The following is a 22406-nucleotide window of genomic DNA, read 5'->3' as shown; positions in this document are numbered from 1 at the left end:
ACGGTCCCGCGCCCCGGGCGGCATCGCCCGGGGCGGAATGCCCTCACTCGGCGGCGAGGGATGCGCTGTAGGACCGGCTCTGGTCGTCGAGGGCTTCGTGGACGATGTCCGCATAAAGCTGCAGCCGCAGAAGATCGCAGTCGTTTTTCGCCGGCGATCCAAGAAGGGCGCGGCAGAGCGACTGGAACTCCTCGAACTCGGTCTGGCGGAGCCGCCGCGCCATGCAGGCCGAGCGGTTCGGACCCGGCACATCGAGAAGGTGCGTCACTGCCTCGAGCAGCACGGGGGAGGCGAGCGTGGATCTGGGGGCGGACGCCACCAATGCCGCGTCGGATTTCAAAGTCTTGATGTCAAACATGGTTAAACTCCGCGCCAAGGCGTTGGACTAAAAAGCTTCGGTAAAAAGCGGTCGGTTAATGCAGTTCTTATAGCCGCCACTTTTGGGACGCAAATGTGGCAAAAATCTGACGATCAAAACGACCGGCGATTAATCGCTCAAATCGCTTTATTGGATAATTTTGGCGGGGCAACGCTACCATGAGGTGAATTCGTTTAGGCCTGCCCTGTCCGGAGGGAAGGGCATTCCCTGCTGGTCGTGGGAGCGGGCCACGAGAATAAACCTGTTCCTGCAAATGGTTGAGTTGGTCGCGTCCGGGGGCTGCCGTTCAGTCGCATGCTCTGCCGAGGCTTGGAATACGCCCGAGATGCTTCGCCATCCCGGATGCCTAACATAGAGGCAGGTTGTCGGAGGTGAAGTCGCGGGCAGGATGCGGACGTGTCACAATTCGTGTCAGCCTGCGGGATCGGGCCGTCAACTGCCCCGGTCTCGTCACATCGGCCGGGCTGTCCCTGGGGGGAGCGGCCCTGCATAAGGAGCGCGCGCGGCGCGGTCGCCTGACCCGCGGGCAGGGAGGCGGGCCGTCTCCCCGGGCCGCGGGATGCGATGAGGGGCTGGCCGGCGGCATGCCGGCGCTGCGGTCATTCGAGTTCGCGAAACCCGTGATTGTCCCAGCGGCCGCCGGGCCCGGACGGGCGGCCCAGGGTTCCCGAGACCGCCTGCAGCTCGGCCGGGCTCAACCTTTTCAGGAAGACCATGCCCGTCTGCCTGCCGTCCGACCAGACCACCTCCGCCTGGATCTGGATGTCTCGCTGGCAGAGGCTGACCCGCTGGCCCGGGGCGAGCGAGGCCGGACCTTTCACCCGCGCGCCGGTGGCGCTGATATTGGCGAGCTCGGCGGGCTCGACATCGGGGCCGTGGGCGATCCTCACGAGCCGGTCGCTGGGGTAGCGGTGTTCGCGGTAGCGCATGTCACGTCTCCATAGACACGGCCCGCCTTATCTCGGCCGGTTTAGGGAAAGCCTAAGGCCCGAGATGCGCGCCGGACATTCTCGGCTGCATTTGAGACGCATGGAGGATATCGCCCCGGGCCGCTCGCCTCTCAGGGGGATCGCGATGGCCGGCACGGCATGGCGGGACCCGGAAGCTGCGGGTGCAGGGACCCGATCCGGAAACGCCGCGCCGAAACGGACACGCCTGAGCCCTCCGCGGAAAAAAAGTTTCGGGAGGGTGCATCCAAACGGGGGCGCGGCCGAGTCCTAGGGGGTACAGAGCCTGCGGATTGACCGCGGCTGACCATCAGGAGACGTACCATGTTCAACACGAAGTCCACCCTGGCCGTTGCAGCACTGCTTTCCACAACCGCCACCGGCGCGCTGGCGCAGTCCGAGAGCCTCACCGCCATCGGCCTTTCCGGCGACAAGACGCTGCACATGATCGACGCGACCTCCGCAACGGTCGGCGAGTCGATGGAGGTGACCGGGGTCGACCGTCTGCTCGGCATCGACCTGCGCCCCTCGAACGGCCAGCTCATCGGCGTGACCGACAGCTTCGACATCGTCGAGATCGACCCCGCGTCGGGCGAGGCGACCGTCCTGTCCACCATGGATACCGAGCTTCCCGTCGAGGACGGTGCCCCCGTCATCGTCGACTTCAACCCGATGGCCGACAAGCTGCGCTTCATGTCCGGGACGACGAACCACCGCGTCGACATCGAGAGCGGCGCCGTGACCGTCGATGGCTCGCTTGCCTTCGAAGAGGCCGACATGCATGCGGGTGAAGCCCCGGCCATCGCCGCCGCGGCCTATATCAACAGCTACGGCCAGCCCGAGAGCACCGCGATGTACGACATCGACAGCACCATCGTGGCACTGATCCAGCAGACCTCGCCCAATGACGGCACGCTCGCGGCCGTGGGCAAGCTCGGCATCGATGGCGCGGACGCCTATGCCTTCGACATCGCGACGGATGCCGAGGGCACCAACACCGCTTGGCTCGTGGCCGGCGGGCAGCTGCACACCGTTTCCCTCGAGGACGGCTCGGTCACCGAGAGCTGGGACATCGAAGGCGCGGGCGACGCGGTTCTGCGGGACATCACCTTCATGACCGCCGAGGAGATGTGATCGCCTGACGGCAAGAGGCGCGTCGCGGGGGGACACCTTTCGCGGCGCGCAGCATGTCCCGGGCGGCAGGGCAGGCCCGGAAGCCCGAACCCCGTGCCGCGGTGGTTTGACAGGGCGCTCCCGCCGCGACAAGAAGCGTGGACCATCGGGAGCCGCCTTTATCGTGACAGACCACGCCGCCTTGATCCGAGCCTGCGCCAGAGGCGACAAGGGCGCGCTTCATCAGCTCATGACCGCCGAGGGCGGCCGCATGCTGGGTGTGGCGCGGCGGATACTTCGTCGCACCGACCTCGCCGAGGAGGCGCTGCAGGAGGCGCTGGTTCTCGTCTGGCGCAAGGCGCACCAGTTCGACGAGAGCCGGGGCAACGCGCGGGGATGGCTCTACACGATCCTGCGCAACCGCTGCCTGACGATGCTGCGGAACGAGGACCGAGAGGTTCCGGTGGCGCCGGAAGATCTCGATACACCACCCGACGACGTCATGCTGGAGACGGCCTTCGACCGGCTGGGCCATGCGTCCGATCTCCGGCGCTGTCTCGAGAGGCTCGACGGCGAGTCCCGCCGGGCGATCCTCGCGACCTATGTTCTGGGATACAGCCACGGTGAAATCGCCGGGCGCCTCGACGCGCCGCTCGGTTCGGTGAAGTCTCGGGTCCGGCGCGGGCTCATGAAGTTGAGGGAGTGTCTGTCGTGACGGATCGGTCTCTTGATATTCTGATCGACGAGGTCGTCCTCGGGCTCGCCAGCGAGGCGGATGTCGCGCGCCTCGAGGCGCTCGCCGCGCAGGACCCCGACGTGGCGGCACGCGTGGAGCAGGCGCGCCGGCGCTTCGCACCGCTCGACGACACCGCCGAGGAGCTTCCCGTGCCCGCCGGTCTCTGGGACAGGATCGCCCGTGCGCTCGACGCACCGCAGGACGATGCGGCCAGGCCGGCGAGGGACAACACGGTCGTGGATCTCGCCACGATGCGCCGCCACCTGAACCGCTGGCGCGTCGGGGCGTCCGCCGCCATCGCGGCCTCCCTGGTGCTCGCGGGGCTTCTCGGCTGGACGATGACGCGCAGTGTCGATCCGCTTGTCGTGGCCGTCCTGCAGGACGAGAGCGGTGCGGTCATCGCGCTCGTCGAAAGCAATGCGGACAACACCACCAGCGTGACCCTCCTCGAGCGGCCGGGCGTGCCACCCGATCAGGTGATGCAGGTCTGGACCAAGCCGGACGACGACGGGCTTCCGGTCTCCCTCGGCCTTCTGCCCACGGCGCGATCCAGCGTCCTGATGGTCGACGGCCTGCCTGCGCCCCATTCCGATCAGCTCTACGAAATCACCTTCGAGCCGGCGGGCGGATCCCCCACGAACCTGCCGACGGGACCGATACTCGGGAAGGGTCTGGCCAAGGAGCCGGTGAGCTAGGCGGCGCTCGGCCCTCCGTTGGCGCTGGGCGCTTTCGCGCCTGTCGCCGGGGGCGGGACGATCAGATGATCTCGAACCTGCCGGTCGCGAGCGCCGCGGCGAAGATCAGCCCGTTGGCGAGGCCATGCGCGAGGATCGCGTCGGCGATGCGCCCCCCGGAGCGGCGGGCGAGCCAGGAGAAGGCGAGCCCGGCGACGAAGGCCTCGGCCCAGCGGTCGTGCAGCGCGGCGAAGAGGCCCGCGGAGACGAGGGCCGCGACGATGGCCCAGAGAGGGCCGGAGCCGCGCCGGATCCGGCTTTCGAGATAATCCCGGAAGAACAGCTCCTCGATCACCGGGATCAGAAGCGTCGTTCCGATGCCCCGGGCCAGAATCCAGAGCGCGAGAAGGCCGCCGGAGAGCGCGCCGTAGGGCGGCGCCTCCGCGGCGGGCACGGGGATCAGGATCCACATCGCGGCGACGAGGGCGCCGACGCCCATCGCACCCGGATCGGCACGCCAGCCGAGGCTGCGGTAGAGCGGCCAGAACGGCGCCATCACCGCGATCAGGGCCACCGCCCGCGCGGGGTAGGCGAGAGCGGGTTGCATCAGGAAGGCCGAGGCGAGGAGCGCTCCGAGCATGAAGGTCGCGAAGGGCAGGATCCGGGCCACGACGGGATCCTGCCAGAAGGGAAGAACTGTGCGGATGGGGGCGACCGGGCCGGACGTGGCGGCGGGGACCTTCAACCCGGGCAAGGTCTGCGCAAGGGCGATGAGGCCGAGCGCGACGAGGGTGAACATCAGCCAGCCGGCATGGGAGTGGAAGCCGCCGACCGCGAGTTCGGGATTGCCCTCGAACCCGATCACCAGAAGCGCGGTGATGCGCACCACGTTGAAGAGGGCCGAGGCGGCAAGCCCGACGGGATAGAGCAGCAGCGCACGCGGGAAGCGCAGCTCGGCGCGGAAGAGCCAGAGATAGAGCGTGACGAAGAGCGTCACGAGGGCGAGGCCCTCGATGCCGGAGCAGGAGGGATTGACCGAGACCGAGAAGGTCTCGGTGCCGATGATGCGGCGCTCGGGATCGGTCGCGACATCGTAGCCGAGGGCTCCGATCAGCTGGGTGACGGCGGCGAAGGTGACGGCCGAGATCTCGTCGAGGCTGCGCCAGGCCGGGCGGATCAGCACGGCGAGCCAGGGCGCGACGAGGCCAGCGCCGATCGCTGGCAGGATCGCGCCGCCGGCGTCGCGCAGGAAGCGCCGCCAGCCGGAGAGCGGCGCGACGCAGAGCATTAGCCCGGCGAGGATGAACCCCATGCCGAGCGTCCAGAAGGCGAAGGCGGGGAGGACCTTGTCCATCGCCTCGCCCGCGACGAGGTATCTCAGCGGCACGAATGCCAGCGCGATCCCGATGGCGTTCAGGGCGAGGGGCAGGGGCCTGAACCTCGCCCCGGCGCTGAGCGTCCGGAAGGGCGCGGGGCGCAGCATGGCCGTCAATGCAAGCGCGCCGAGGACGCAGTACATCGAGACGAGCGTCCGGCTGGCGGCGCGGCAGGCGGCGGGCGGCCAGTTGTCGATGCAGTAGAAGTCGATGCGGTGCTTGTAGACGATCCCGATCCCGGCCAGCTCGGCCGCGAGCAGGAGCGCGAGCCCGGCAATGACGGCAACGCCCGTGTAGGACGGGCGGGACCTGATCGACGGATCAACGGAGATGCTCACGGGACGGGACACTCTGGCTCGGCGGGTTTCGGGAAATCTGGCGGCAGAGGCCTCGGGCGGAATGGGCCCACCCCTGGGGGCGGGCCCGGTCAGGCGCGGTGCGGTCGCCGCAGCGATCACATCGCGCGGCGGCGGCGTTCCCAGACCAGCATCATGACGGCGGCCAGAGCTGCGATCGCAGCCATGCCTTCGAGGGCGCTGATTTCGGGAACGGCAGTGGCTGGCGGCAACATGCTGCCGGGGCCGGCGAAGGCCGGCGCGGAGGCCAGCATGGCCGAAGATGCGATAATGAGTTTCTTCATGATTTACTCCGTTTCAAGTTAACCATCGTGAGGTCGGCTCTCAAAGAATGAGCCGGTCCGTCTGAACCGCAGCCCATGCCACGGTTAACGGCTGCCGCGCGGATTGCGCGGCAGCCGATGCTTTAGCCACACAGGCAGTCGAACTCGCCGAGGGGAACCGTGAAGATGAACGGCTGCTGGTTCGCCGCATCTTCAGGATCACCCGTCACAATGAAGCTGGCCAGTCCGCTCGTATCCCCGGCACCTCCGAACTCGAAGCCTTCACCGTTGGCGAGTGCCTCGTTCAGGATGAAGTCGACATCGGATTGGTCGACTTCTGCAGCGAAGGTCGGGCTGAAGAACGGACTGTCGAGCATGGCGACGCTGATACGCCCGTTCTCGTAGCTGTTGTTGAGCCCAACCGCGGCATTGCTGGAGCCGACAGAGCTGGGATCCCAATTGTCGGTCAGGTCCCAGATCGCGAACTGGATTTCCCATTCGGAGTATCCGGCCGAGCCGAAGTCCTGGGCGAGGATCCAGTTGACCATGTCGAGGTTTTCCGCGGCGGACAGGCCGTTGACCGCACTGGCAACCTGTTCGTTCGGGATATCGTCGAAGACGCTGCCGTCCGTGCCGGTCGTCATCGAGGCTCCGGTCACCACCGGAGCGTCGGCGACGGTCTCGCCTGCCTCGTAATTGTCCCAGAAACTGATGCAGTAGGCCTCTTCGAATGCCACGCCGTCCAAGCGCGCGTCGCCTGTGCCGTTTATTACCAGCGTATAGGCGTCCTCGCCGGCAGGGGCGTCCTGGAAGTCGTCGGCGATCTGGAAGCTGAACGGCCCGGCGGGGATGGTGGCGTTGAGCTGTTCGACGGTTTCGGCAACGCCGCAGAAGGACACGTCGATCTCTGCCGTGGCGCTGCCGCCGTCGCTGTCCTCGACGGTGACGGTGAAGGTCTGGTTCGCCTTCTGGCCAAAGTCGAGGTACTCGTAAGCGGCCTCGCCGTCGAAGGAGAAGACCCCGCCGTTCAGGGTCACATTGACCCCGCCCACGACAACCGTTTCGCCGTCGGCGATGTCGATGCCGCCGATCTGCGTGATGCCGACCGAGGCGCTGTCGCTGTCGGCGAAGTTGTCCGAGAAGTCGACGAAGATGAGCTCGTCGGCGCAGCCCTTGCCGGCATCGTCCGTCGCGGTCGGATCCTCGTTCACGTATTCCACGCCCGCGTCGTTGTCCGGGGTGTTCTCGCCCTCCTTGACCTCGATCGCCGCGATCACGGACAGGGTGGTGTCGCCGATCGCGTCGCTGTCGCTGGCGTCGTTGCCGACATTGGCGGTGACGAGCTGCTTGCCCGCCAGAACGCCGTTCGGGTCGGTGAACTTCACCGTGTAGAAGCCCGCAGCGAGGTTGGTGAAGGAATAATTGCCGTTGCTGTCGGTAAAGACCGGAGCGACCGCGTTCCCGTCGATATCCACCGCCGCGTTGCCGGCCGCGTCGAAGAGGGCGACCCGCACGCCCGGCACCGCGGGTTCGCCGCCATTGCCGTCGTCCTGGTCGTTGTCGTTGGTGTCGCAGAAGTAGCGGCCCGAGAGCGATCCGGGCTCGGCGTCCTTCTCGCAGAGGCCGAGGTCGATGTCGGTGTTCTGGTCCTTCTTGACGGTGAAGGTGTCCGACAGACCGTTCTTGTCCACATCGCTGTCGACACTGTCGTCGCTGCCGGCGTTCTGGATGGTGAACTCGGTCCCGTCGGGCGCGACGCCCATGATCTTGTAGTCGCCCACCGGCACGTCGTCGAAGCGGTAGTTGCCGTCGGCATCGGTCACGGTCTCTGCCACGACATCGCCGGTTGCGGCGTCGATCAGCTTCACGGTCACGCCCGCCTTGGGCATCTCGGCGAAGGTCGAGACCTCCTTGAGCTTGACCAGCTCGGTGTTGTCGATCCCGGCGCCGAAGCCGGTCACGTCCGACTTCGAGACGAATTCGATCTTGTTGTAGCCCTTGGCGAGATCGAGGCTGATCTCGACCTTGCCATCCGCGGTGACGACAACGGTCTGGACGTAGACGCCGTTGACCTTGACGCCGAAGGTGTTGCCCTCGTCATCGACGCAGAAGTTCTTGTAGGTGTCGAAGGTCAGGCAGAACTTGCCGCCCTCGCCGAGGTAGAAGTCCCGGGTCCAGACGCCGCCCTTGTCGAGCTCCACGATCGTGTTGTCGTAGGCGTTGCCGTTGTGGCCCTGGTCCCTGCCCACCACGATGTCGATGACCTGGGCGGCGGTGCTCTTCCAGCTGCCGTAATCGCAGACGTTGTAGGTGGTGCAGGTCACGCTCTCGTAGGTGACGCTGTCGCACCAGACATCCGCGCCCTTCGCGTAGGTGATCTCGTAGTCCTGGATGCCGTCGCAATCGTCGCACCAGACCGTTCCCGAGACCGAACCGTATTCCACCGGCGGCTCCTTGGGGCCCGCGTCGAGGCACTTGTAGTCGACCCAGTCGCCGTTCACGGCACAGGTCTGGACCAGCGTCAGCTTCAGGCCGGCTGGCGGCACGTCGCCGTAGAACGAGAAGTAATCGTCGTGGGTGCCCTCGATCTCGATCTCGATGAGGTAGTAGATCTTGCCGTCCGCGCCCTTCAGGACGTGGTAGCTTTCGGCGTAGAGCTGGCCGCCCACACGCTCGCCGTCGACCCAGGCGTTCTGGCCCGTGCGGTCATCCGCGTTCTCGTCGCAGTAAGTGTCGCCCGAGAGGGTGCCGTCGTTGTCCACGGTGGCAAGGCAGACGGTGGAGGATGCCGGCATGGTAAAGCAGTCGCCGTAGCCGAGATCACGATCCCCGGATTTGAGCAGGTCCGATTCCCGGAACGCGGTCCACTCGTATGTCCGGTAGTAATTCTGGTAGCTGTAATATGTCATCTTTCAATTCCCTCGCGCCGGCAGGGCTCAGCCACGCCAGACAATTAAAACGGGAAGTCATCGCGGTTAGAATGATGGTAAATTGAGGGTAAAACTCCCTCGAAACGAATTGACGCGATCAATCTAAAGATGATCGCCTTAGCAGCCTCCCCCGAACCATCACTGTCCCCTGACGCACTTCAACGTTCCGGGAGGACAATACTGCCCCGAGGCGGCTCGAAACCGATTCCCTCCCACACGCCACGCGAACATACCGTGGGGTAATGCAAGTCGTTAAGAAAAAAATAACGATACGGTAAAATTAACGTCGATTGTCATGGAATGGGGGGGAAGCGGACCCGCCGTCATCGCCGCGAGGCGTCGGGCGGTCCGCTGGCCTCGAGCGAGGCCTCGCACCAGACCGGCAGGTGGTCGGAGGCGCGCAGCGCGGCGCCGTGATGCTCGACACCCGCCGAGCGGACGCGCAGCCCGGGCCCGTGGGCGAACCGGTCGAGCCGTCCGACCGGCCTCGCGCTGTGAAAGCTCGGTCCCGGCGTCACGAGGCTGAGATCGTCGGCCCAGGGCTCGAACCCCGCGCGGCGGGACCATTCGTTGAAGTCGCCGCCGACGAGGCATGTCTCGGTGCGGTCCCCCAGATGATCGAGGATGGCCTGCATCTGCAATTGGCGCGACCGCCGCACGAGTCCGAGATGCGTTCCGACGAGGTGGACCCCTCCGACGGCCGCCATGACCGCGCCCCGCGGCTCGAGCCCCGGGAGGTCGAAGCGCTCCGTCGCGGTCACGGTGAGGCCGTCGCGCACCAGGATCGCGTTGCCGTGCCAGCCGAGGCTCACCTCGTTGACGGCGAGATCGGCGACACGGTAATCGCTCTCGCGTTCGATGAGCGAGCGGGGCAGCGCGGCGCGGCGCGGCCCGAGCCTGTGGTCGGCTTCCTGCAGTAGCACCACGTCGGCGCCGATGCCGTTGATCACAGACAAGATGCGTTCCGGGCTCCGCTTCCGGTCGATGCCGAGCGCCTTGCGGATGTTGTAGCTCGCGACGCGCAATTTCATCAGAGCACCGGCGCGAGCAGGCGGGCGAAGGTGGAGCCGATCCGGATCCAGACGGGCGCCTCGGTTAATGGCGTGTCGTATTTCTCGCATTGCGCGAGATCGGCCTCGAGCATTCGCGCAATATCGCAGGCGAAACGTTCGTCGCAGATGGCGGCCATGGTTTCGAAATTGAGACGGAAAGAGCGGATGTCGCAATTCGTGGTGCCGACGAGGGCGAGATCGTCGTCGCAGAGAATGACCTTCTGGTGCATGAACCCCGATTGGTAGCGATAGATCCGGACGCCGTCGGTCCGGATGTCGTCGAAAAATGCATGGGCGGCGAGCCAGGGCAGGTAATGATCGATCTTTCCGGTGAGGATCACCCGAACGTCGACGCCGTTGAGAGAGGCATTGCTCAGGGCGGCGAGGGTTCCGGCATCGGGCACGAAATAGGGGGATGCGATCCAGAGCCGTTTCCGCGCCGCCGCGATGGCCGCGAAGAAGGTCTGCGCGCCCGCCTCGGTGGCGTCGGCCGGGCCGGTGGGAAGCAGCACGGCGGGCATGTCGTCGCCCTGAAGGCCGGGATCCCAGGTCAGCTCGCTGGTGAGCAGGTCGCCGGCGCCCCAGTGCCAGTCTTCCGCGAAGATGAGCTGGAGCTGCGCCACGATCGGCCCGCGGAGGGCGAGATGGGTGTCGCGCCAATGTCCGTAGCGCGGGTTTCGGCCCATATACGTGTCCGAGACGTTGTGGCCGCCGATGAACCCGAGTGATCCGTCGACGATGACGGTCTTGCGGTGATTGCGGAAGTTGATGTTGCGGCGCGAGGTGGGGCCGCGGGCCGCGCGGGGGTCGATGATCTGCACGCCGGCTTCGGACAGCCGCCTGCGATAGGAGCGGGAGAGCCCGTAGCTGCCGACGCCGTCGAAGAGCAGCCGGACGGTCACGCCCCGCTGCGCCGCGGCGACGAGGCGGTCTGCCAGCGCCTTGCCGGTTGCGTCGTCGACGATGGTGTAGAACTGCACGCAGACATTGTGCTTTGCAGCGTCGATCGCCTCGAAGATGGCGGCGAAGGTCTCGTGCCCGTCGATCAGAAGGGTCGCGGAGTTTCCGCCCGTCGCCGGAAGGTTCACGATCCGCTCGAAGACCGCGAGCCGCGACCTCGCGACCTCGGCCGGCGGATGGGGCGCCTGGTCCTTGAGCGTCGAGGTGAGCGCGCGGCTGCGCTGACGGGAGCGGGTGTAGGAGCGGATCCGGTGGCCCCCGAAGACGGCGTAGGCGGGGACGGCGAACCAGGGCGCGCTCAGCAGGAAGATCACCCAGGCCACCGAGCCCTGCGGCGTTCGGGCCGTCGAGATCGCGCGCCAGACGCAGAACGCCACGATGCCGATGGCGAGGACACCGGTGGCGGCTGTCCAGAAGACGTTCATGGGGTCAATGCTTTGCGGCCTTCGGGGTGCGGTGCCCCGATTGTGGCGAATGCCGCCCGATCTTCAAGGGGGCGATCCGGATCCCTAGGGGCGGAGCAAGCGCAAGGCGCTCACAGATCCGCCTCCATGATCGCCTCGAGCGCGGCTTCGAGGTCGTCCATGTGAGTGCCGATCACCGCCTCCAGGCGCTCCTGATAGGAGGCGGCCATGGGCAGAAGCTCGGTCATGAGGGCGCGGCCGCGATCGCTGAGGGAAAGGCGGACGAGCCGTCTGTCCTCGGGATTGGGCCGCTTGGTGACGTGGCCGGCCTCGACGAGGCGCGAGGCGGCGCGGCTGGCCTTGGATTTCTCGAGATGCACCCGCGCCTCGAGCTCGCGGATCGAGACCTCGCCCGCATCGGCGAGATGCACGAGCACGCGCCATTCGGCATTCGAGATCCCGAACTCGGTCCGGTAGCGGCGGGCGAGGCCCGCGCTCAGGCGGTCGCTCGCCACGGTCAGCCGGTAGGGCAGAAAGCGGGACAGGTCGAAATCGGGCAGATCGCGGCTCATGGGCCTCTCGTCGGCTGGGGATGGCCGGACTTTCGGGCCCGTTCGTCTCAAATGCAACGACTTTGTTGACGTTGTTGCGCATGCAACGAATACTGGTCCCAACTCGAATCGGGCTGGAGGAGGCCCGGGGAAGGGAGAGAGGACATGACATCTCAGGAGCTTCCGAACGGCATGGTCCGCGCGGCGGGGAGCGGCGGCACGACCGAGGGCTACATGCCGGGGTTCGGCAACGACTTCGAGACCGAGGCGCTTCCGGGCGCCCTGCCGCAGGGCATGAACTCGCCCCAGAAATGCAATTACGGTCTCTACGGCGAGCAGCTCTCGGGCACCGCCTTCACCGCGCCGAGCCACCAGAACGAGCGGACGTGGTGCTACCGGATCCGCCCGAGCGTGAAGCATTCGGGGCGCTATCGCCGGATTGATCTGCCCTACTGGAAGAGCGCGCCACACGTGCCAGAGGGCGTCACCAGCCTCGGCCAGTATCGCTGGGATCCGGTGCCGCACAGCGAGGAGCAGCTGACCTGGCTGACCGGCATGCGCACGATGACGACCGCCGGCGACGTGAACATCCAGGTCGGCATGGCGAGCCACATCTATCTCGTGACCGCCTCGATGGAGGACGCCTATTTCTACTCCGCCGACAGCGAACTGCTGGTGGTCCCGCAGGAGGGGCGGCTGCGGTTCTCGACGGAACTGGGCGTGATCGACCTGAAGCCGCAGGAGATCGCGATCATCCCGCGCGGGCTCGTCTACCGCGTGGAGGTTCTGGACGGGCCGTGCCGCGGGTTCGTCTGCGAGAATTACGGCCAGAAGTTCGATCTGCCGGGGCGCGGCCCGATCGGGGCGAACTGCATGGCGAACCGGCGCGACTTCAAGACGCCGGTGGCGGCCTTCGAGGATCGCGACGTCGCCTCGACGCTCACCATCAAGTGGTGTGGTCAGTTCCACAGCTGCGAGATCGGGCACAGCCCGCTCGACGTGGTGGCGTGGCACGGCAATTACGCGCCGGTAAAATACGACCTTTCGACCTACTGCCCGGTGGGCGCCATCCTCTTCGACCATCCGGATCCGTCGATTTTCACCGTGCTGACCGCGCCCTCGGGCATCGAGGGCACCGCCAATATCGACTTCGTGCTCTTTCGCGAGCGCTGGATGGTGGCGGAGGACACGTTCCGCCCGCCCTGGTACCACAAGAACGTCATGTCCGAGCTGATGGGCAACATCTACGGGCAATACGATGCCAAGCCCCAGGGCTTCGCGCCGGGCGGCATGAGCCTGCACAACATGATGCTGCCGCACGGGCCGGACCGGGAGGCCTTCGAGAAGGCGTCGAACGCCGAGCTCGCGCCGGCCAAGCTCGACGACACCATGTCGTTCATGTTCGAGACACGCTTCCCGCAGCACCTGACCGAGTTTGCCGGGCGCGAGGCGCCGCTGCAGGACGATTACGTCGATTGCTGGGACGGGATCGAGAAGAAGTTCGACGGCACGCCGGGGGTGAAATGACCTGGCGGGGAGGGGGCTCCGCCCCCGTCGCCTGCGGCGCCTCCCCCGGAGTATTTTTGCCAAGAAGAATCAGGGGCGCGCGCCTCTCGGAGAAGAGATGAGCCTCGAGCGAAGCTGGGTGGAGAGCGCGAATTCGGCTGAGACCGACTTTCCGCTGAACAACCTGCCCTACGGCGCCTTCGCCGTGGAGGGCGGCGCGCATTGCGGCGTGGCGATCGGGGAGATGATCCTCGATGTCACCCGGCTCGAGGCGGACGGGCGGATCGAGATCGAGCCCGGCGCGGGGAAGGTGCTCGAGGGGTGCGACTGGACGGCGTTCATGGGTCTCGGGCCGGGGGCCTGGGCGCGGCTACGCGCGGCGCTGGGCGAGATGCTCGCCGAGGGTTCGGGCGATGCGAGGATGCTGGCGGGCTATCTGGTCCGGCAGGCGGATGTGCGGATGGTCATGCCCTTCCGCGTCTCGGAATATACCGACTTCTACGCAGGCAAGCATCACGCAACCCATGTCGGGACGATGTTCCGCGGGGCCGAGAACGCGCTGCCTGCGAACTGGCTGTCGATCCCGATCGGCTACAATGGACGGGCGTCTTCGGTGGTGGTCTCGGGCACGGGCGTCAGGCGCCCCTTTGGCCAGATCAAGGGGCAGGACGAGGATCTGCCGCGCTTCGCGCCGAGCGCGCGGTTCGATCTCGAGCTCGAACTGGGGGCGGTGGTTGGCCGGCCCTCGGAGGGTATGGTGAGCGTCGCCGAGGCCGACCAGATGATTTTCGGTTACGTGCTGCTGAACGACTGGTCGGCGCGGGACATCCAGGCCTGGGAATACCAGCCGCTCGGGCCGTTCCAGTCCAAGGCGACCGCAACGACGATCGGCCCCTGGATCGTGCCGAGGGCGGCGCTGGAGCCGTTCCGGGTGAGCACGCCCGAGCGCGAGCGGGAGCTTCTGCCCTATCTGCGCGAGCCGGGCCCGATGCTCTACGACATCGCCCTCGAGGTCGGTCTCGCGCCCGAAGGCCGCGCGGAGACGGTGATCGCGCGCACGAATTACCGCGAGATGTACTATTCCTCGGCGCAGCAGCTCGCGCATCACACGACATCGGGCTGCCCGATGCGGGTCGGCGACCTCCTGGGCTCGGGCACGATCTCGGGGCCGGAGCCGGGCGCGTTCGGCTCGTTGCTGGAGCTCTCGTGGGGCGGCAAGGAGCCTCTGACGCTCGACAGCGGCGAGACACGCAGCTTTCTCGAGGACGGGGATACGGTGACATTGCGCGGCGCCGCGCAGGGCGACGGCTACCGCGTCGGCTTCGGCGCCTGCACCGGAACGATCAAGCCCGCCGGGGATCTGCCCGGCTGGGCGACAGAATAAAGGAGAGCATCACATGGCCAAGGCATTCGCCTCCGCCGGAGACATGGAAGAGAAGAAGGTCAGCTTCACGGAAGTGGGCGAGGGGCTCTACGCCTTCACCGCCGAGGGCGATCCGAACACCGGGGTCATCATCGGCGACGAGAGCGTGATGATCGTCGAGGCGCAGGCCACGCCGCGTCTCGCCCGCAAGGTGATCGAGTGCGTGCGCTCGGTGACCGACAAGCCGATCAGCCATCTCGTGATGACGCATTACCACGCGGTGCGCGTGCTCGGCGCCTCGGCCTACGGAGCGCCCGAGATCATCATGTCGGACGTGGCGCGGGCGATGGTGGCCGAACGCGGGCAGGAGGACTGGGACAGCGAGTTCGAGCGCTTCCCGCGGCTCTTCGTGGGTCACGAGGAGATACCGGGACTCACCTGGCCGACGACGACCTTCAGCGACGGCATGTCGGTCTATCTCGGCAAGCGGCGGGTCGACATCATGCATCTCGGCCGCGCGCATACCGCCGGCGACGCGGTGATCTGGGTGCCGGACCAGGAGGTTATGTTCACCGGGGACATCGTCGAATACCACTCCGCCTGCTATTGCGGCGACGGTCATTTCGGCGACTGGGAGGACACGCTCGCCGCAATCGCGTCCTTCGAGCCCCGATCCATCGCGCCGGGCCGGGGCAACGCGCTCGTCGGCGAGGAGAAGGTTGCCGAGGCGATTGCGAACACGGCGGATTTCGTGGCCTCGACCTACAAGCCGGCGGCGAAGGTCGTGGCGCGGGGCGGCACGCTCAAGGAGGCGTGGGACGCCGTACGGGCCGAGTGCGATCCGAAGTTCAGCGATTACGCGATCTACGAGCATTGCCTGCCGTTCAACGTCGCACGCGCCTATGACGAGGCGCAGGGCATCGACACGCCCCGCGTCTGGACCGCCGCCCGCGACAAGGAGATGTGGGCGGCCCTGCAGGAATGAGAATTCATATGAAACACTCCAACGGTCACGAGTGGGAGGCCGCTAGGGAAATGGTAAACGGCTGTGCATGCTATGTGATGAGCAATAAAAACCCATTGAAGCATAGGGATGTTTCTGACGGGTCCTCGGAACGAGGAAACGAAAAACGTTTCCATATTTATTGTCCTGACGAGCGTAGTGTCATTAACGGCTTACAAGCTGGTCTCTCGATCCGGATGGTGGGAATCGGAAATAACAACAGCCGGCAGACCAATCTCTTTAAGGCCGACGGCATACTGATCGATGGCAAGCCATTGCTGTCGGTCGAGCCCTAATCGTCGCCAGGAATACATCCTTGGGGCCGGTGGGAGGCCGTGCCGGGACATCAAGGGGGGAGGAGGCACATGCTCGACGATCGGTACAGCCTGGCGTTCAGGCTCTATCCGTATGGCCGCTGCGCGGATCAGGATGCGATCGATCCCGTCCGCCATCCCGTCGTCGTCGTGGGGGGCGGGCCGGTCGGGATCGCGGCTGCGCTCGATCTCGGGCTGCAGGGCATTCCGGTGCTGCTGCTCGACGATCACGAGGGCGTCGGGCAGGGCAGCCGCGCGATCTGTTTTGCCAAGCGTACGCTCGAGATCTGCGACCGCTGGGGGACCGGCGCGCCGATGCTCGAGAAGGGTGTCGTGTGGAATCTCGGCAAGGTCTTCCATGCCGACAGGAAGGTGTTCGAATTCAACCTCCTGCCGGAGGAGGGGCACAAGTTTCCGGCCTTCGTCAATCTGCCCCAGCCCTATTTCGAGCGCTTCCTCGTGGAGCGGGTCCGCGAGGCGCAGGCGCAGGGCGCGCCGATCGAGATCCGCGGCAAGAACCGGCTCGACGCGGTCGAGGCGCGCGAGGACCATGTCCTGCTTGACGTGACCACACCCGAGGGGCCGTACCGGATCGCCGCCGACTGGCTGATCGGGTGCGACGGGGCCTCGTCGCCGCTGCGGCGCATGCTCGGTCTCGATTTCGAGGGGCGTGTGTTCCAGGACAGCTTCCTCATCGCGGATATCCGCATGAAAGCCGAGTTTCCGACCGAGCGCTGGTTCTGGTTCGAGCCGCCGTTCAAGTCCTCGGGCGCGTCCTGCCTGTTGCACAAGCAGCCCGACGACGTCTGGCGCGTCGATTTCCAGATCGGCTGGGATGTCGACCGGGCCGAGGAGATGAAGGAGGAGAACATCCGCGCCCGGCTCGACGCCATGCTCGGCGCCGAGGTCGACTACGAGATCGTCTGGTCCTCGATCTACACCTTCCAGTGCCGCCGGATGAAGAATTTCCGCCACGGCCGGGTGCTGTTTGCCGGCGATGCCGCGCATCAGGTCTCGCCCTTCGGCGCGCGGGGCGCAAATTCGGGCATCCAGGACGTCGACAACCTCGGCTGGAAGCTCGGCCTCGTGCTTCGGGGAAAGGCGCCCGAGACCCTGCTCGACACCTATTCCTCGGAGCGCTGCCACGGCGCGGACGAGAACATCCTCAACTCAACGCGCTCGACGGACTTCATCACACCGAAATCGGCCGTCAGCCGCCTCTTCCGCAACGCGGTGCTGGACCTCGCCGAGCATCACGCCTTTGCCCGGCCGTTCGTCAATTCGGGGCGCCTGTCGCTGCCCTGCATCTACGACGGAGGGCTGCTGAACGGGGCCGACGCGCTGCCGGGCGGTCCCTCGCGCACCCGTCCCGGTGCGCCGTGCCCCGACGCGCCGCTTGGGGGCGGGCAGCTCCTCGAGCGGCTCGGCGGCTTCGTGATCCTGACGCTCGACGCCGATGCGCCGGAGGCGGTCGAGGAGGACGGCGTCACCGCCCGGCGCCTCGCGCTCTCGGCGGCGGACGATCCCAGCGGCGCGCTTGCCGCCCGCTATCTCGGCGATGCGCGCTCGGCCGTCTACCTCGTCCGCCCCGATCAGCACGTCGCGGCGCGGTGGGAGACATTCGACGAGGGCGCGATCCGCGCGGCCCTCCGCCACGCCTGCGGCAAGGAGCGACCGGCATGAGTCTGACACTCGATCCCAATCTCGCCGACGCGGACGGCGTCTATGCCGATCTCATCGAGGCCCACGAGGGTCTGACCGAGGAGGAGAGCCACGCCTTCAACGCCCGCCTCATTCTGATCCTCGCCAATCACGTCGGCGATCGCGAGACGTTCCGGCAGGCCTTGGAAGCGGCCGGGAGCGCGGGCAAGCGGTAGCGCCTGCGCTGCCAAGGCGCGCCGACCTTGGCGATTCGCGCCGGAGGGTCCGGCTCTGCCCGCGAATGGCGGGCCGGTGCGCGAATAGGAGGCACCTTTCGGGCGTGACGCATTCGTGCGACAGCGCACACGCTATCGTGCGGGCCGATCATGCGCAGCTTCTTGCCGCTCATGCGCCGGTTACATATGGAACGTCTCAGTTTCCCAAATTGCATCGCGCACGACGTGATCAAACCGGCTGGTGTGACCATGAGATATCTCGCAACGTTCCTGAGCCTCTGGGCCGTGCTGCTTCTTGCTTCGCCCGCGACGGCGCAGCAAGGCGGAGGCGACGCCCCACCTCCGGGCGTCGAGGTCGTCGAGGTGACCGAGGCGACGGTCACGCTGACCTCGACCCTGCCGGGGCGGGTCGCGGCGTTCGAGGAGGCGGAGGTCCGGCCGCAGGTCGCCGGCATCATTCTCGAGCGGCGGTTCACCGAAGGCGCGCGGGTCGAGGCGGGGCAGGTGCTCTACACCATCGATCCCGCGAGCTACGAGGCCTCGCTGGCCGAAGCGCGGGCCTCGGTCGCGCAGGCCGAGGCGCAGCTTGCCGCCGCGGACAAGGAGGCGAGCCGTCTGTCCGAGCTGCAGAGCCGCAACGTCGCCTCGCAGCAATCGCTGGACGATGCCGTCGCCGCGCGCGACAGCGCCAGGGCCGCGCTGCAGCTGGCCGAGGCGCGCAGGCGCCAGGCGGAGATCGAGCTCGAACGCACCGAGGTCGAGGCGCGTCTCTCGGGCGAGATCGGCTTTTCGCAGACGTCACCCGGCGCGCTCGTCGCCGTCGGGCAGGCCGATCCGCTCGCCACGATCCGCAACATCGACAGCGTCTATGTGGACGTGACCCAGTCCGCCGCGGACCTTCTGCGCTGGCGGCGGGGCGAGGGGCTCGCGCAGCTCGGCAATGCCGAGCGGGACGTCTCTCTGATCCTCGCGGATGGCGGGGCCTATGACGAGACCGGCACGCTGACGGCCGCCGAGCCTTACGTGGATCCGCAGACGGGCGTGGTCGCGCTCCGCATCGCGTTCGACAATCCCGAGAAGCTCCTGCTGCCGGGCATGTACGTGCAGGTCGAGATGCCCACGGGGACCGCCGAGGGCGTGTTCCTCGTCCCGCAGGAGGGGGTGACGCGCGACCGGCGCGGCAATCCTCAGGCGATGGTCGTCAATGCCGAGAACACGATCGAGGTGCGCCCGCTCGAGATCCTGCAGAACTTGGGCTCCGACTGGGTCGTGCGCAGCGGGCTGTCGGACGGCGAGCGGGTCGTCGTGGCGGGCTTCCAGCGGATCTCCGAAGGCGCGACGGTCACGCCCACCCTGCGCGAGGACAGCGCGCAGGCGAACGAGCAGGCGGCCGCGGACGCGCCGCAGGACACGGCAACGGAATAAGTCGGTCACACCGGCGGGGGACCAGACATGGCGCGTTTCTTCATCGACCGGCCCGTCTTCGCATGGGTCGTCTCCATCCTGATCATGGGCGTGGGCATCCTGTCGGTGCTCACCCTGCCGGTGGCGCAATATCCGCAGATCGCGCCGCCCTCGGTGCAGGTGCGGGCGACCTATCCCGGCGCCTCGGCGCAGACCGTGGCCAACACCGTCACGCAGGTGATCGAGCAGAACATGACCGGGCTCGACGGGCTGCGCTACATCTCGTCGTCCTCGACCTCGGCCGGGTCCTCGTCGATCACGCTGACCTTCGAGACCGGCACGGATGCCGACATCGCGCAGGTGCAGGTCCAGAACAAGCTGAGCCAGGCGACGCCGCTTCTGCCCGAAACCGTGCAACGGCAGGGCGTGCAGGTGCAGAAATCCTCGGCGGGCTTTCTCATGGTGGTCGCGCTCATCGCCGAGAGCGGCGATTACGACGACACCGACCTTGCCGATTACATGGTCTCGAACCTCGTCGACGATCTCAGCCGGATCGAGGGCGTGGGCTCGACGCAGGTCTTCGGCGCGGAATACGCGATGCGGGTCTGGCTCGATCCGTCGCGCCTGAGCGCCTATGACATGACCGCGTCGGATGTCGTGGCGAAGATCTCCGAACAGAACACGCAGATCTCGGCGGGCTCTTTCGGGGGGCTGCCGGCGGTGGACGGCCAGCAGCTCAACGCCACGATCACGGCGCAGTCGCTGTTGCGCACACCCGAAGATTTCAAGCAGATCGTGCTCCGGGCGGAGACGAATGGCGGCCTCGTCCTTCTCGACGACGTCGCCCGGGTCGAGATCGGCGCGGCGAACTACGCCACGGAATCCCGGTTCAACCAGCGCCCGTCGGCGGGCATGGCGATCAGCCTGGCGCCGGGGGCCAATTCGCTCGAGACCGCCGAGGCGGTCCGGGAGCGGCTGGACGAGTTCGCCCAGTTCTTCCCCGAGGGCGTCGAATACGTCATTCCCTACGACACGACGCCGTTCGTCGAGATCTCGATCGAGGAGGTGGTGAAGACGCTGATCGAGGCGATCGTCCTCGTCTTCCTCGTCATGTACCTCTTCCTGCAGAACTTCCGCGCGACGCTGATCCCGACGCTGGCGGTGCCGGTGGTCATCCTCGGCACGTTCGGGGTGCTCGCGGCGGCGGGGTTCACCATCAACACGCTCACCATGCTCGCCATGGTCCTCGCCATCGGCCTGCTCGTCGACGACGCCATCGTGGTCGTCGAGAACGTCGAGCGGATCATGGAGGAGGAGGGGCTCGGACCCCGCGAGGCCACGAAGAAGTCGATGGGACAAATCACTGGCGCGCTGATCGGCATCGCCATGGTGCTGTCGGCGGTGTTCGTGCCGATGGCGTTTTTCCCCGGATCCACCGGCGTCATCTACAAGCAGTTCTCGATCACCATCGTGTCGGCGATGGCGCTGTCGGTGGTCGTCGCGCTGACCCTCACGCCGGCGCTCTGCGCGATCCTGCTGAAGCCGACCCACGGCGACAAGCGCAAGGGCATGTTCGGCTGGTTCAACCGCGGCTTCGACGCGACGCTCGGCGGCTACGCCAGGTCCGTCGGATACCTCGTGAAACGCCCGTTCCGCACCTTCCTCGTCTATGTCGGGATCGGCGTCGCGGTGGTCTTCCTCTTCATGCGCACGCCCACGGGGTTCCTGCCGGAAGAGGATCAGGGCTTGCTCTTCACGCTCATCTCGCTGCCGACCGGCGCGACGGCGGAGCGCACGCTCGACGTGCTCGAACAGGTCGAGACGCATTTCATGCAGAACGAGGAGAGCGCCGTCGCCTCCACCTTCGGCGTGGTCGGCTTCAGCTTCGCGGGTCAGGGGCAGAACAACGCGCTCGCCTTCGTCCGGCTCAAGGACTGGAAGGAGCGAGGTCCGCAGGACAGCGCGCAGGCGGTGGCGGGCCGGGCCTTCGGGGCCTTCAGCCAGATCACCGATGCGCAGGTCTTTCCCATCGTGCCGCCCTCGGTGCCCGAGCTCGGCAACGCCTCGGGCTTCGACTTCTACCTGCAGGCGCGCAACAACCAGAGCCACGAGGCGCTGGTCGAGGCCCGCAACCAGGTGCTCGGTCTGCTCAACCAGTCGCCGATGATCGCCTCGGCGCGGCCATCGGGGCTCGAGGACGCGGCGCAGTTCAACATCGACATCGACTGGCGCAAGGCCGGCGCGATGGGCGTCTCGGCCGAGACCGTGGGCAATCTGCTCTCGATCGCCTGGGCCGGCCGTTACGTGAACGACTTCGTCGACGAGGGGCGGGTGAAACGCGTCTACGTCCAGGCCGATGCGCCGGCCCGGATGCAGCCGGGCGACCTCGACCTCTGGCGGGTGCGCAACGCAACGGGCGATTTGGTGCCGTTCTCGAACTTCGCCACGACCGACTGGACCTACGGGCCGCAGGGGCTCAACCGCTACAACGGCGTGCCCTCGATGCAGATCCAGGGCTCTCCGGTGGAGGGCGTCGCCTCGGGCGAGGCGATGGACGAGATCCTGCGCCTCGTGGACGAGAACCTGCCCGAGGGTTTCGAGGTCGCCTGGACGGGCCTCTCGCTCGAGGAGGTTGAATCCGGAAGCCAGGCGCCGCTGCTCTATGCGCTGTCGCTCGCCGCGGTCTTCCTGTCGCTCGCCGCGCTCTACGAGAGCTGGGCGATCCCCTTCGCGGTGATGCTGGCGATGCCGATCGGCGTCCTCGGCGCGCTCCTCGGCGCGTGGCTCGGGGGCTACGAGAACGGGGTCTTCTTCCAGGTCGGCCTGCTGACCGTGATCGGCCTGACCGGCAAGAACGCGATCCTGATCGTGGAATTCGCGCGCGAGCGGATGGATGCCGGAGAGCCGATCCGCGAGGCGGTGGTCGAGGCGGCGCGCCAGCGCTTCCGGCCCATCGTCATGACCTCGATGGCGTTCTCGCTCGGGGTGGTGCCGCTGGTGCTCTCCTCCGGAGCAGGGGCCGCGGGCCGCAACGCCATCGGCTCGGGCGTTCTCGGCGGCACGCTGTCGGCCACGGCGCTCGGCGTCTTCTTCGTGCCGCTCTTCTTCGCGCTCATCGCGCGGATGTTCTTCCGGAGCCGGCAGCCGGCTGACGCATCGGCCTGACGGTGCGCTTCGAGATGCCGTAACGGGGCCTGC

General features: G+C 67.0%; 19 protein-coding genes. 11 read left to right on the top strand and 8 right to left on the bottom strand.

Going from position 1 to position 22406, the window contains the following annotated elements:
* Nucleotides 1-43: 43 nt before the first annotated feature.
* Together OCH239_RS13275 and OCH239_RS13270 are read right to left on the bottom strand one after the other, a co-directional pair.
* Complete coding sequence (locus OCH239_RS13275) at nt 44-358, bottom strand: hypothetical protein (RefSeq protein WP_037263513.1); 315 nt, start codon at nt 356-358, stop codon at nt 44-46.
* Nucleotides 359-978: 620 nt separating this feature from the next.
* The gene (locus OCH239_RS13270; RefSeq protein ID WP_037263510.1) at nt 979-1308 is read right to left on the bottom strand and encodes a PilZ domain-containing protein; all 330 of its coding nucleotides are present in this window, start codon (nt 1306-1308) and stop codon (nt 979-981) included.
* 342 nt (nt 1309-1650) lie between these two features.
* Here OCH239_RS13270 and OCH239_RS13265 point away from each other — a divergent pair, with 342 nt between their 5' ends.
* The 3 genes from OCH239_RS13265 (at nt 1651) to OCH239_RS13255 (ending at nt 3870) form a co-directional block, all read left to right on the top strand.
* Nucleotides 1651-2460 (top strand): DUF4394 domain-containing protein, encoded by an 810-nt coding sequence (locus tag OCH239_RS13265; protein WP_037263507.1) that lies wholly within the window; start codon nt 1651-1653, stop codon nt 2458-2460.
* Between the two features lie 229 nt (nt 2461-2689).
* Nucleotides 2690-3154 carry a sigma-70 family RNA polymerase sigma factor gene (locus tag OCH239_RS13260; protein ID WP_211241988.1) on the top strand — a complete coding sequence of 155 codons (465 nt, stop codon included), beginning with the start codon at nt 2690-2692 and terminating at the stop codon, nt 3152-3154.
* Nucleotides 3151-3870, top strand: a complete 720-nt coding sequence (locus tag OCH239_RS13255; protein WP_051489470.1) for an anti-sigma factor — start codon at nt 3151-3153, stop codon at nt 3868-3870. Before OCH239_RS13260 ends, OCH239_RS13255 begins: the two co-directional genes overlap by 4 nt.
* Before the next feature lie 61 nt (nt 3871-3931).
* Here the strand turns inward: OCH239_RS13255 and xrtE are convergent, their stop codons facing one another.
* The 6 genes from xrtE to OCH239_RS13225 all read right to left on the bottom strand — a co-directional run bounded on the left by xrtE (nt 3932) and on the right by OCH239_RS13225 (nt 11762).
* Nucleotides 3932-5557 carry an exosortase E/protease, VPEID-CTERM system gene (gene xrtE / locus OCH239_RS13250; RefSeq protein ID WP_425280288.1) on the bottom strand — a complete coding sequence of 542 codons (1626 nt, stop codon included), beginning with the start codon at nt 5555-5557 and terminating at the stop codon, nt 3932-3934.
* A gap of 122 nt (nt 5558-5679) precedes the next feature.
* Nucleotides 5680-5865 carry a hypothetical protein gene (locus OCH239_RS23115; protein WP_037263501.1) on the bottom strand — a complete coding sequence of 62 codons (186 nt, stop codon included), beginning with the start codon at nt 5863-5865 and terminating at the stop codon, nt 5680-5682.
* A gap of 122 nt (nt 5866-5987) precedes the next feature.
* Nucleotides 5988-8753, bottom strand: coding sequence for an SdrD B-like domain-containing protein (locus OCH239_RS13240; protein ID WP_037263498.1), 2766 nt, complete (start codon nt 8751-8753; stop codon nt 5988-5990).
* Between the two features lie 344 nt (nt 8754-9097).
* Nucleotides 9098-9805, bottom strand: coding sequence for an endonuclease/exonuclease/phosphatase family protein (locus OCH239_RS13235; RefSeq protein WP_037263496.1), 708 nt, complete (start codon nt 9803-9805; stop codon nt 9098-9100).
* Nucleotides 9805-11211 (bottom strand): cardiolipin synthase, encoded by a 1407-nt coding sequence (gene cls, locus OCH239_RS13230; protein ID WP_051489462.1) that lies wholly within the window; start codon nt 11209-11211, stop codon nt 9805-9807. The genes OCH239_RS13235 and cls overlap by 1 nt, the downstream gene beginning before the upstream one ends.
* 110 nt (nt 11212-11321) lie before the next feature.
* Nucleotides 11322-11762: a MarR family winged helix-turn-helix transcriptional regulator gene (locus OCH239_RS13225; protein ID WP_037263494.1), complete on the bottom strand. Its 441-nt coding sequence runs from the start codon at nt 11760-11762 to the stop codon at nt 11322-11324.
* A gap of 144 nt (nt 11763-11906) precedes the next feature.
* On the opposite strand from OCH239_RS13225, the gene hmgA reads away from it, so the two are divergent.
* The 8 genes from hmgA to OCH239_RS13190 all read left to right on the top strand — a co-directional run bounded on the left by hmgA (nt 11907) and on the right by OCH239_RS13190 (nt 22373).
* Nucleotides 11907-13268 carry a homogentisate 1,2-dioxygenase gene (gene hmgA, locus OCH239_RS13220; RefSeq protein WP_037263492.1) on the top strand — a complete coding sequence of 454 codons (1362 nt, stop codon included), beginning with the start codon at nt 11907-11909 and terminating at the stop codon, nt 13266-13268.
* Between the two features lie 97 nt (nt 13269-13365).
* Entirely contained in the window at nt 13366-14631 is a 1266-nt protein-coding gene (fahA, locus tag OCH239_RS13215; RefSeq protein ID WP_037263489.1) for a fumarylacetoacetase, read from the top strand.
* 13 nt (nt 14632-14644) lie between these two features.
* The gene (locus tag OCH239_RS13210; protein WP_037263486.1) at nt 14645-15595 is read left to right on the top strand and encodes an MBL fold metallo-hydrolase; all 951 of its coding nucleotides are present in this window, start codon (nt 14645-14647) and stop codon (nt 15593-15595) included.
* A gap of 8 nt (nt 15596-15603) precedes the next feature.
* On the top strand, nt 15604-15909 hold the full coding sequence (locus OCH239_RS22690) for a hypothetical protein (protein ID WP_157577870.1): 306 nt from the start codon (nt 15604-15606) through the stop codon (nt 15907-15909).
* Nucleotides 15910-15978: 69 nt separating this feature from the next.
* Complete coding sequence (locus tag OCH239_RS13205; RefSeq protein ID WP_037263483.1) at nt 15979-17610, top strand: FAD-dependent oxidoreductase; 1632 nt, start codon at nt 15979-15981, stop codon at nt 17608-17610.
* Nucleotides 17607-17804, top strand: a complete 198-nt coding sequence (locus OCH239_RS13200) for a DUF2783 domain-containing protein (RefSeq protein WP_037263480.1) — start codon at nt 17607-17609, stop codon at nt 17802-17804. Before OCH239_RS13205 ends, OCH239_RS13200 begins: the two co-directional genes overlap by 4 nt.
* Before the next feature lie 249 nt (nt 17805-18053).
* Nucleotides 18054-19229 carry an efflux RND transporter periplasmic adaptor subunit gene (locus OCH239_RS13195; RefSeq protein ID WP_084782443.1) on the top strand — a complete coding sequence of 392 codons (1176 nt, stop codon included), beginning with the start codon at nt 18054-18056 and terminating at the stop codon, nt 19227-19229.
* Nucleotides 19230-19256: 27 nt separating this feature from the next.
* Nucleotides 19257-22373: an efflux RND transporter permease subunit gene (locus OCH239_RS13190; RefSeq protein ID WP_037263478.1), complete on the top strand. Its 3117-nt coding sequence runs from the start codon at nt 19257-19259 to the stop codon at nt 22371-22373.
* The last annotated feature ends 33 nt before the right edge of the window (nt 22374-22406 follow it).

Origin of the sequence: Roseivivax halodurans JCM 10272, from assembly GCF_000521785.1 — a bacterium.
Lineage (GTDB): Bacteria > Pseudomonadota > Alphaproteobacteria > Rhodobacterales > Rhodobacteraceae > Roseivivax > Roseivivax halodurans.
This window is presented reverse-complemented; position numbering and strand designations above follow the sequence as displayed.

What these genes read in the sequence shown, in the direction of transcription:
- OCH239_RS13275 (WP_037263513.1), bottom strand. Translation starts at nt 358, where the DNA reads ATGTTTGACATCAAGACTTTGAAATCCGACGCGGCATTGGTGGCGTCC.
- OCH239_RS13270 (WP_037263510.1), bottom strand. Translation starts at nt 1,308, where the DNA reads ATGCGCTACCGCGAACACCGCTACCCCAGCGACCGGCTCGTGAGGATC.
- OCH239_RS13265 (WP_037263507.1), top strand. Translation starts at nt 1,651, where the DNA reads ATGTTCAACACGAAGTCCACCCTGGCCGTTGCAGCACTGCTTTCCACA.
- OCH239_RS13260 (WP_211241988.1), top strand. Translation starts at nt 2,690, where the DNA reads ATGACCGCCGAGGGCGGCCGCATGCTGGGTGTGGCGCGGCGGATACTT.
- OCH239_RS23115 (WP_037263501.1), bottom strand. Translation starts at nt 5,865, where the DNA reads ATGAAGAAACTCATTATCGCATCTTCGGCCATGCTGGCCTCCGCGCCG.
- OCH239_RS13240 (WP_037263498.1), bottom strand. Translation starts at nt 8,753, where the DNA reads ATGACATATTACAGCTACCAGAATTACTACCGGACATACGAGTGGACC.
- OCH239_RS13235 (WP_037263496.1), bottom strand. Translation starts at nt 9,805, where the DNA reads ATGAAATTGCGCGTCGCGAGCTACAACATCCGCAAGGCGCTCGGCATC.
- cls (WP_051489462.1), bottom strand. Translation starts at nt 11,211, where the DNA reads ATGAACGTCTTCTGGACAGCCGCCACCGGTGTCCTCGCCATCGGCATC.
- OCH239_RS13225 (WP_037263494.1), bottom strand. Translation starts at nt 11,762, where the DNA reads ATGAGCCGCGATCTGCCCGATTTCGACCTGTCCCGCTTTCTGCCCTAC.
- hmgA (WP_037263492.1), top strand. Translation starts at nt 11,907, where the DNA reads ATGACATCTCAGGAGCTTCCGAACGGCATGGTCCGCGCGGCGGGGAGC.
- fahA (WP_037263489.1), top strand. Translation starts at nt 13,366, where the DNA reads ATGAGCCTCGAGCGAAGCTGGGTGGAGAGCGCGAATTCGGCTGAGACC.
- OCH239_RS13210 (WP_037263486.1), top strand. Translation starts at nt 14,645, where the DNA reads ATGGCCAAGGCATTCGCCTCCGCCGGAGACATGGAAGAGAAGAAGGTC.
- OCH239_RS22690 (WP_157577870.1), top strand. Translation starts at nt 15,604, where the DNA reads ATGAAACACTCCAACGGTCACGAGTGGGAGGCCGCTAGGGAAATGGTA.
- OCH239_RS13205 (WP_037263483.1), top strand. Translation starts at nt 15,979, where the DNA reads ATGCTCGACGATCGGTACAGCCTGGCGTTCAGGCTCTATCCGTATGGC.
- OCH239_RS13200 (WP_037263480.1), top strand. Translation starts at nt 17,607, where the DNA reads ATGAGTCTGACACTCGATCCCAATCTCGCCGACGCGGACGGCGTCTAT.
- OCH239_RS13195 (WP_084782443.1), top strand. Translation starts at nt 18,054, where the DNA reads ATGAGATATCTCGCAACGTTCCTGAGCCTCTGGGCCGTGCTGCTTCTT.
- OCH239_RS13190 (WP_037263478.1), top strand. Translation starts at nt 19,257, where the DNA reads ATGGCGCGTTTCTTCATCGACCGGCCCGTCTTCGCATGGGTCGTCTCC.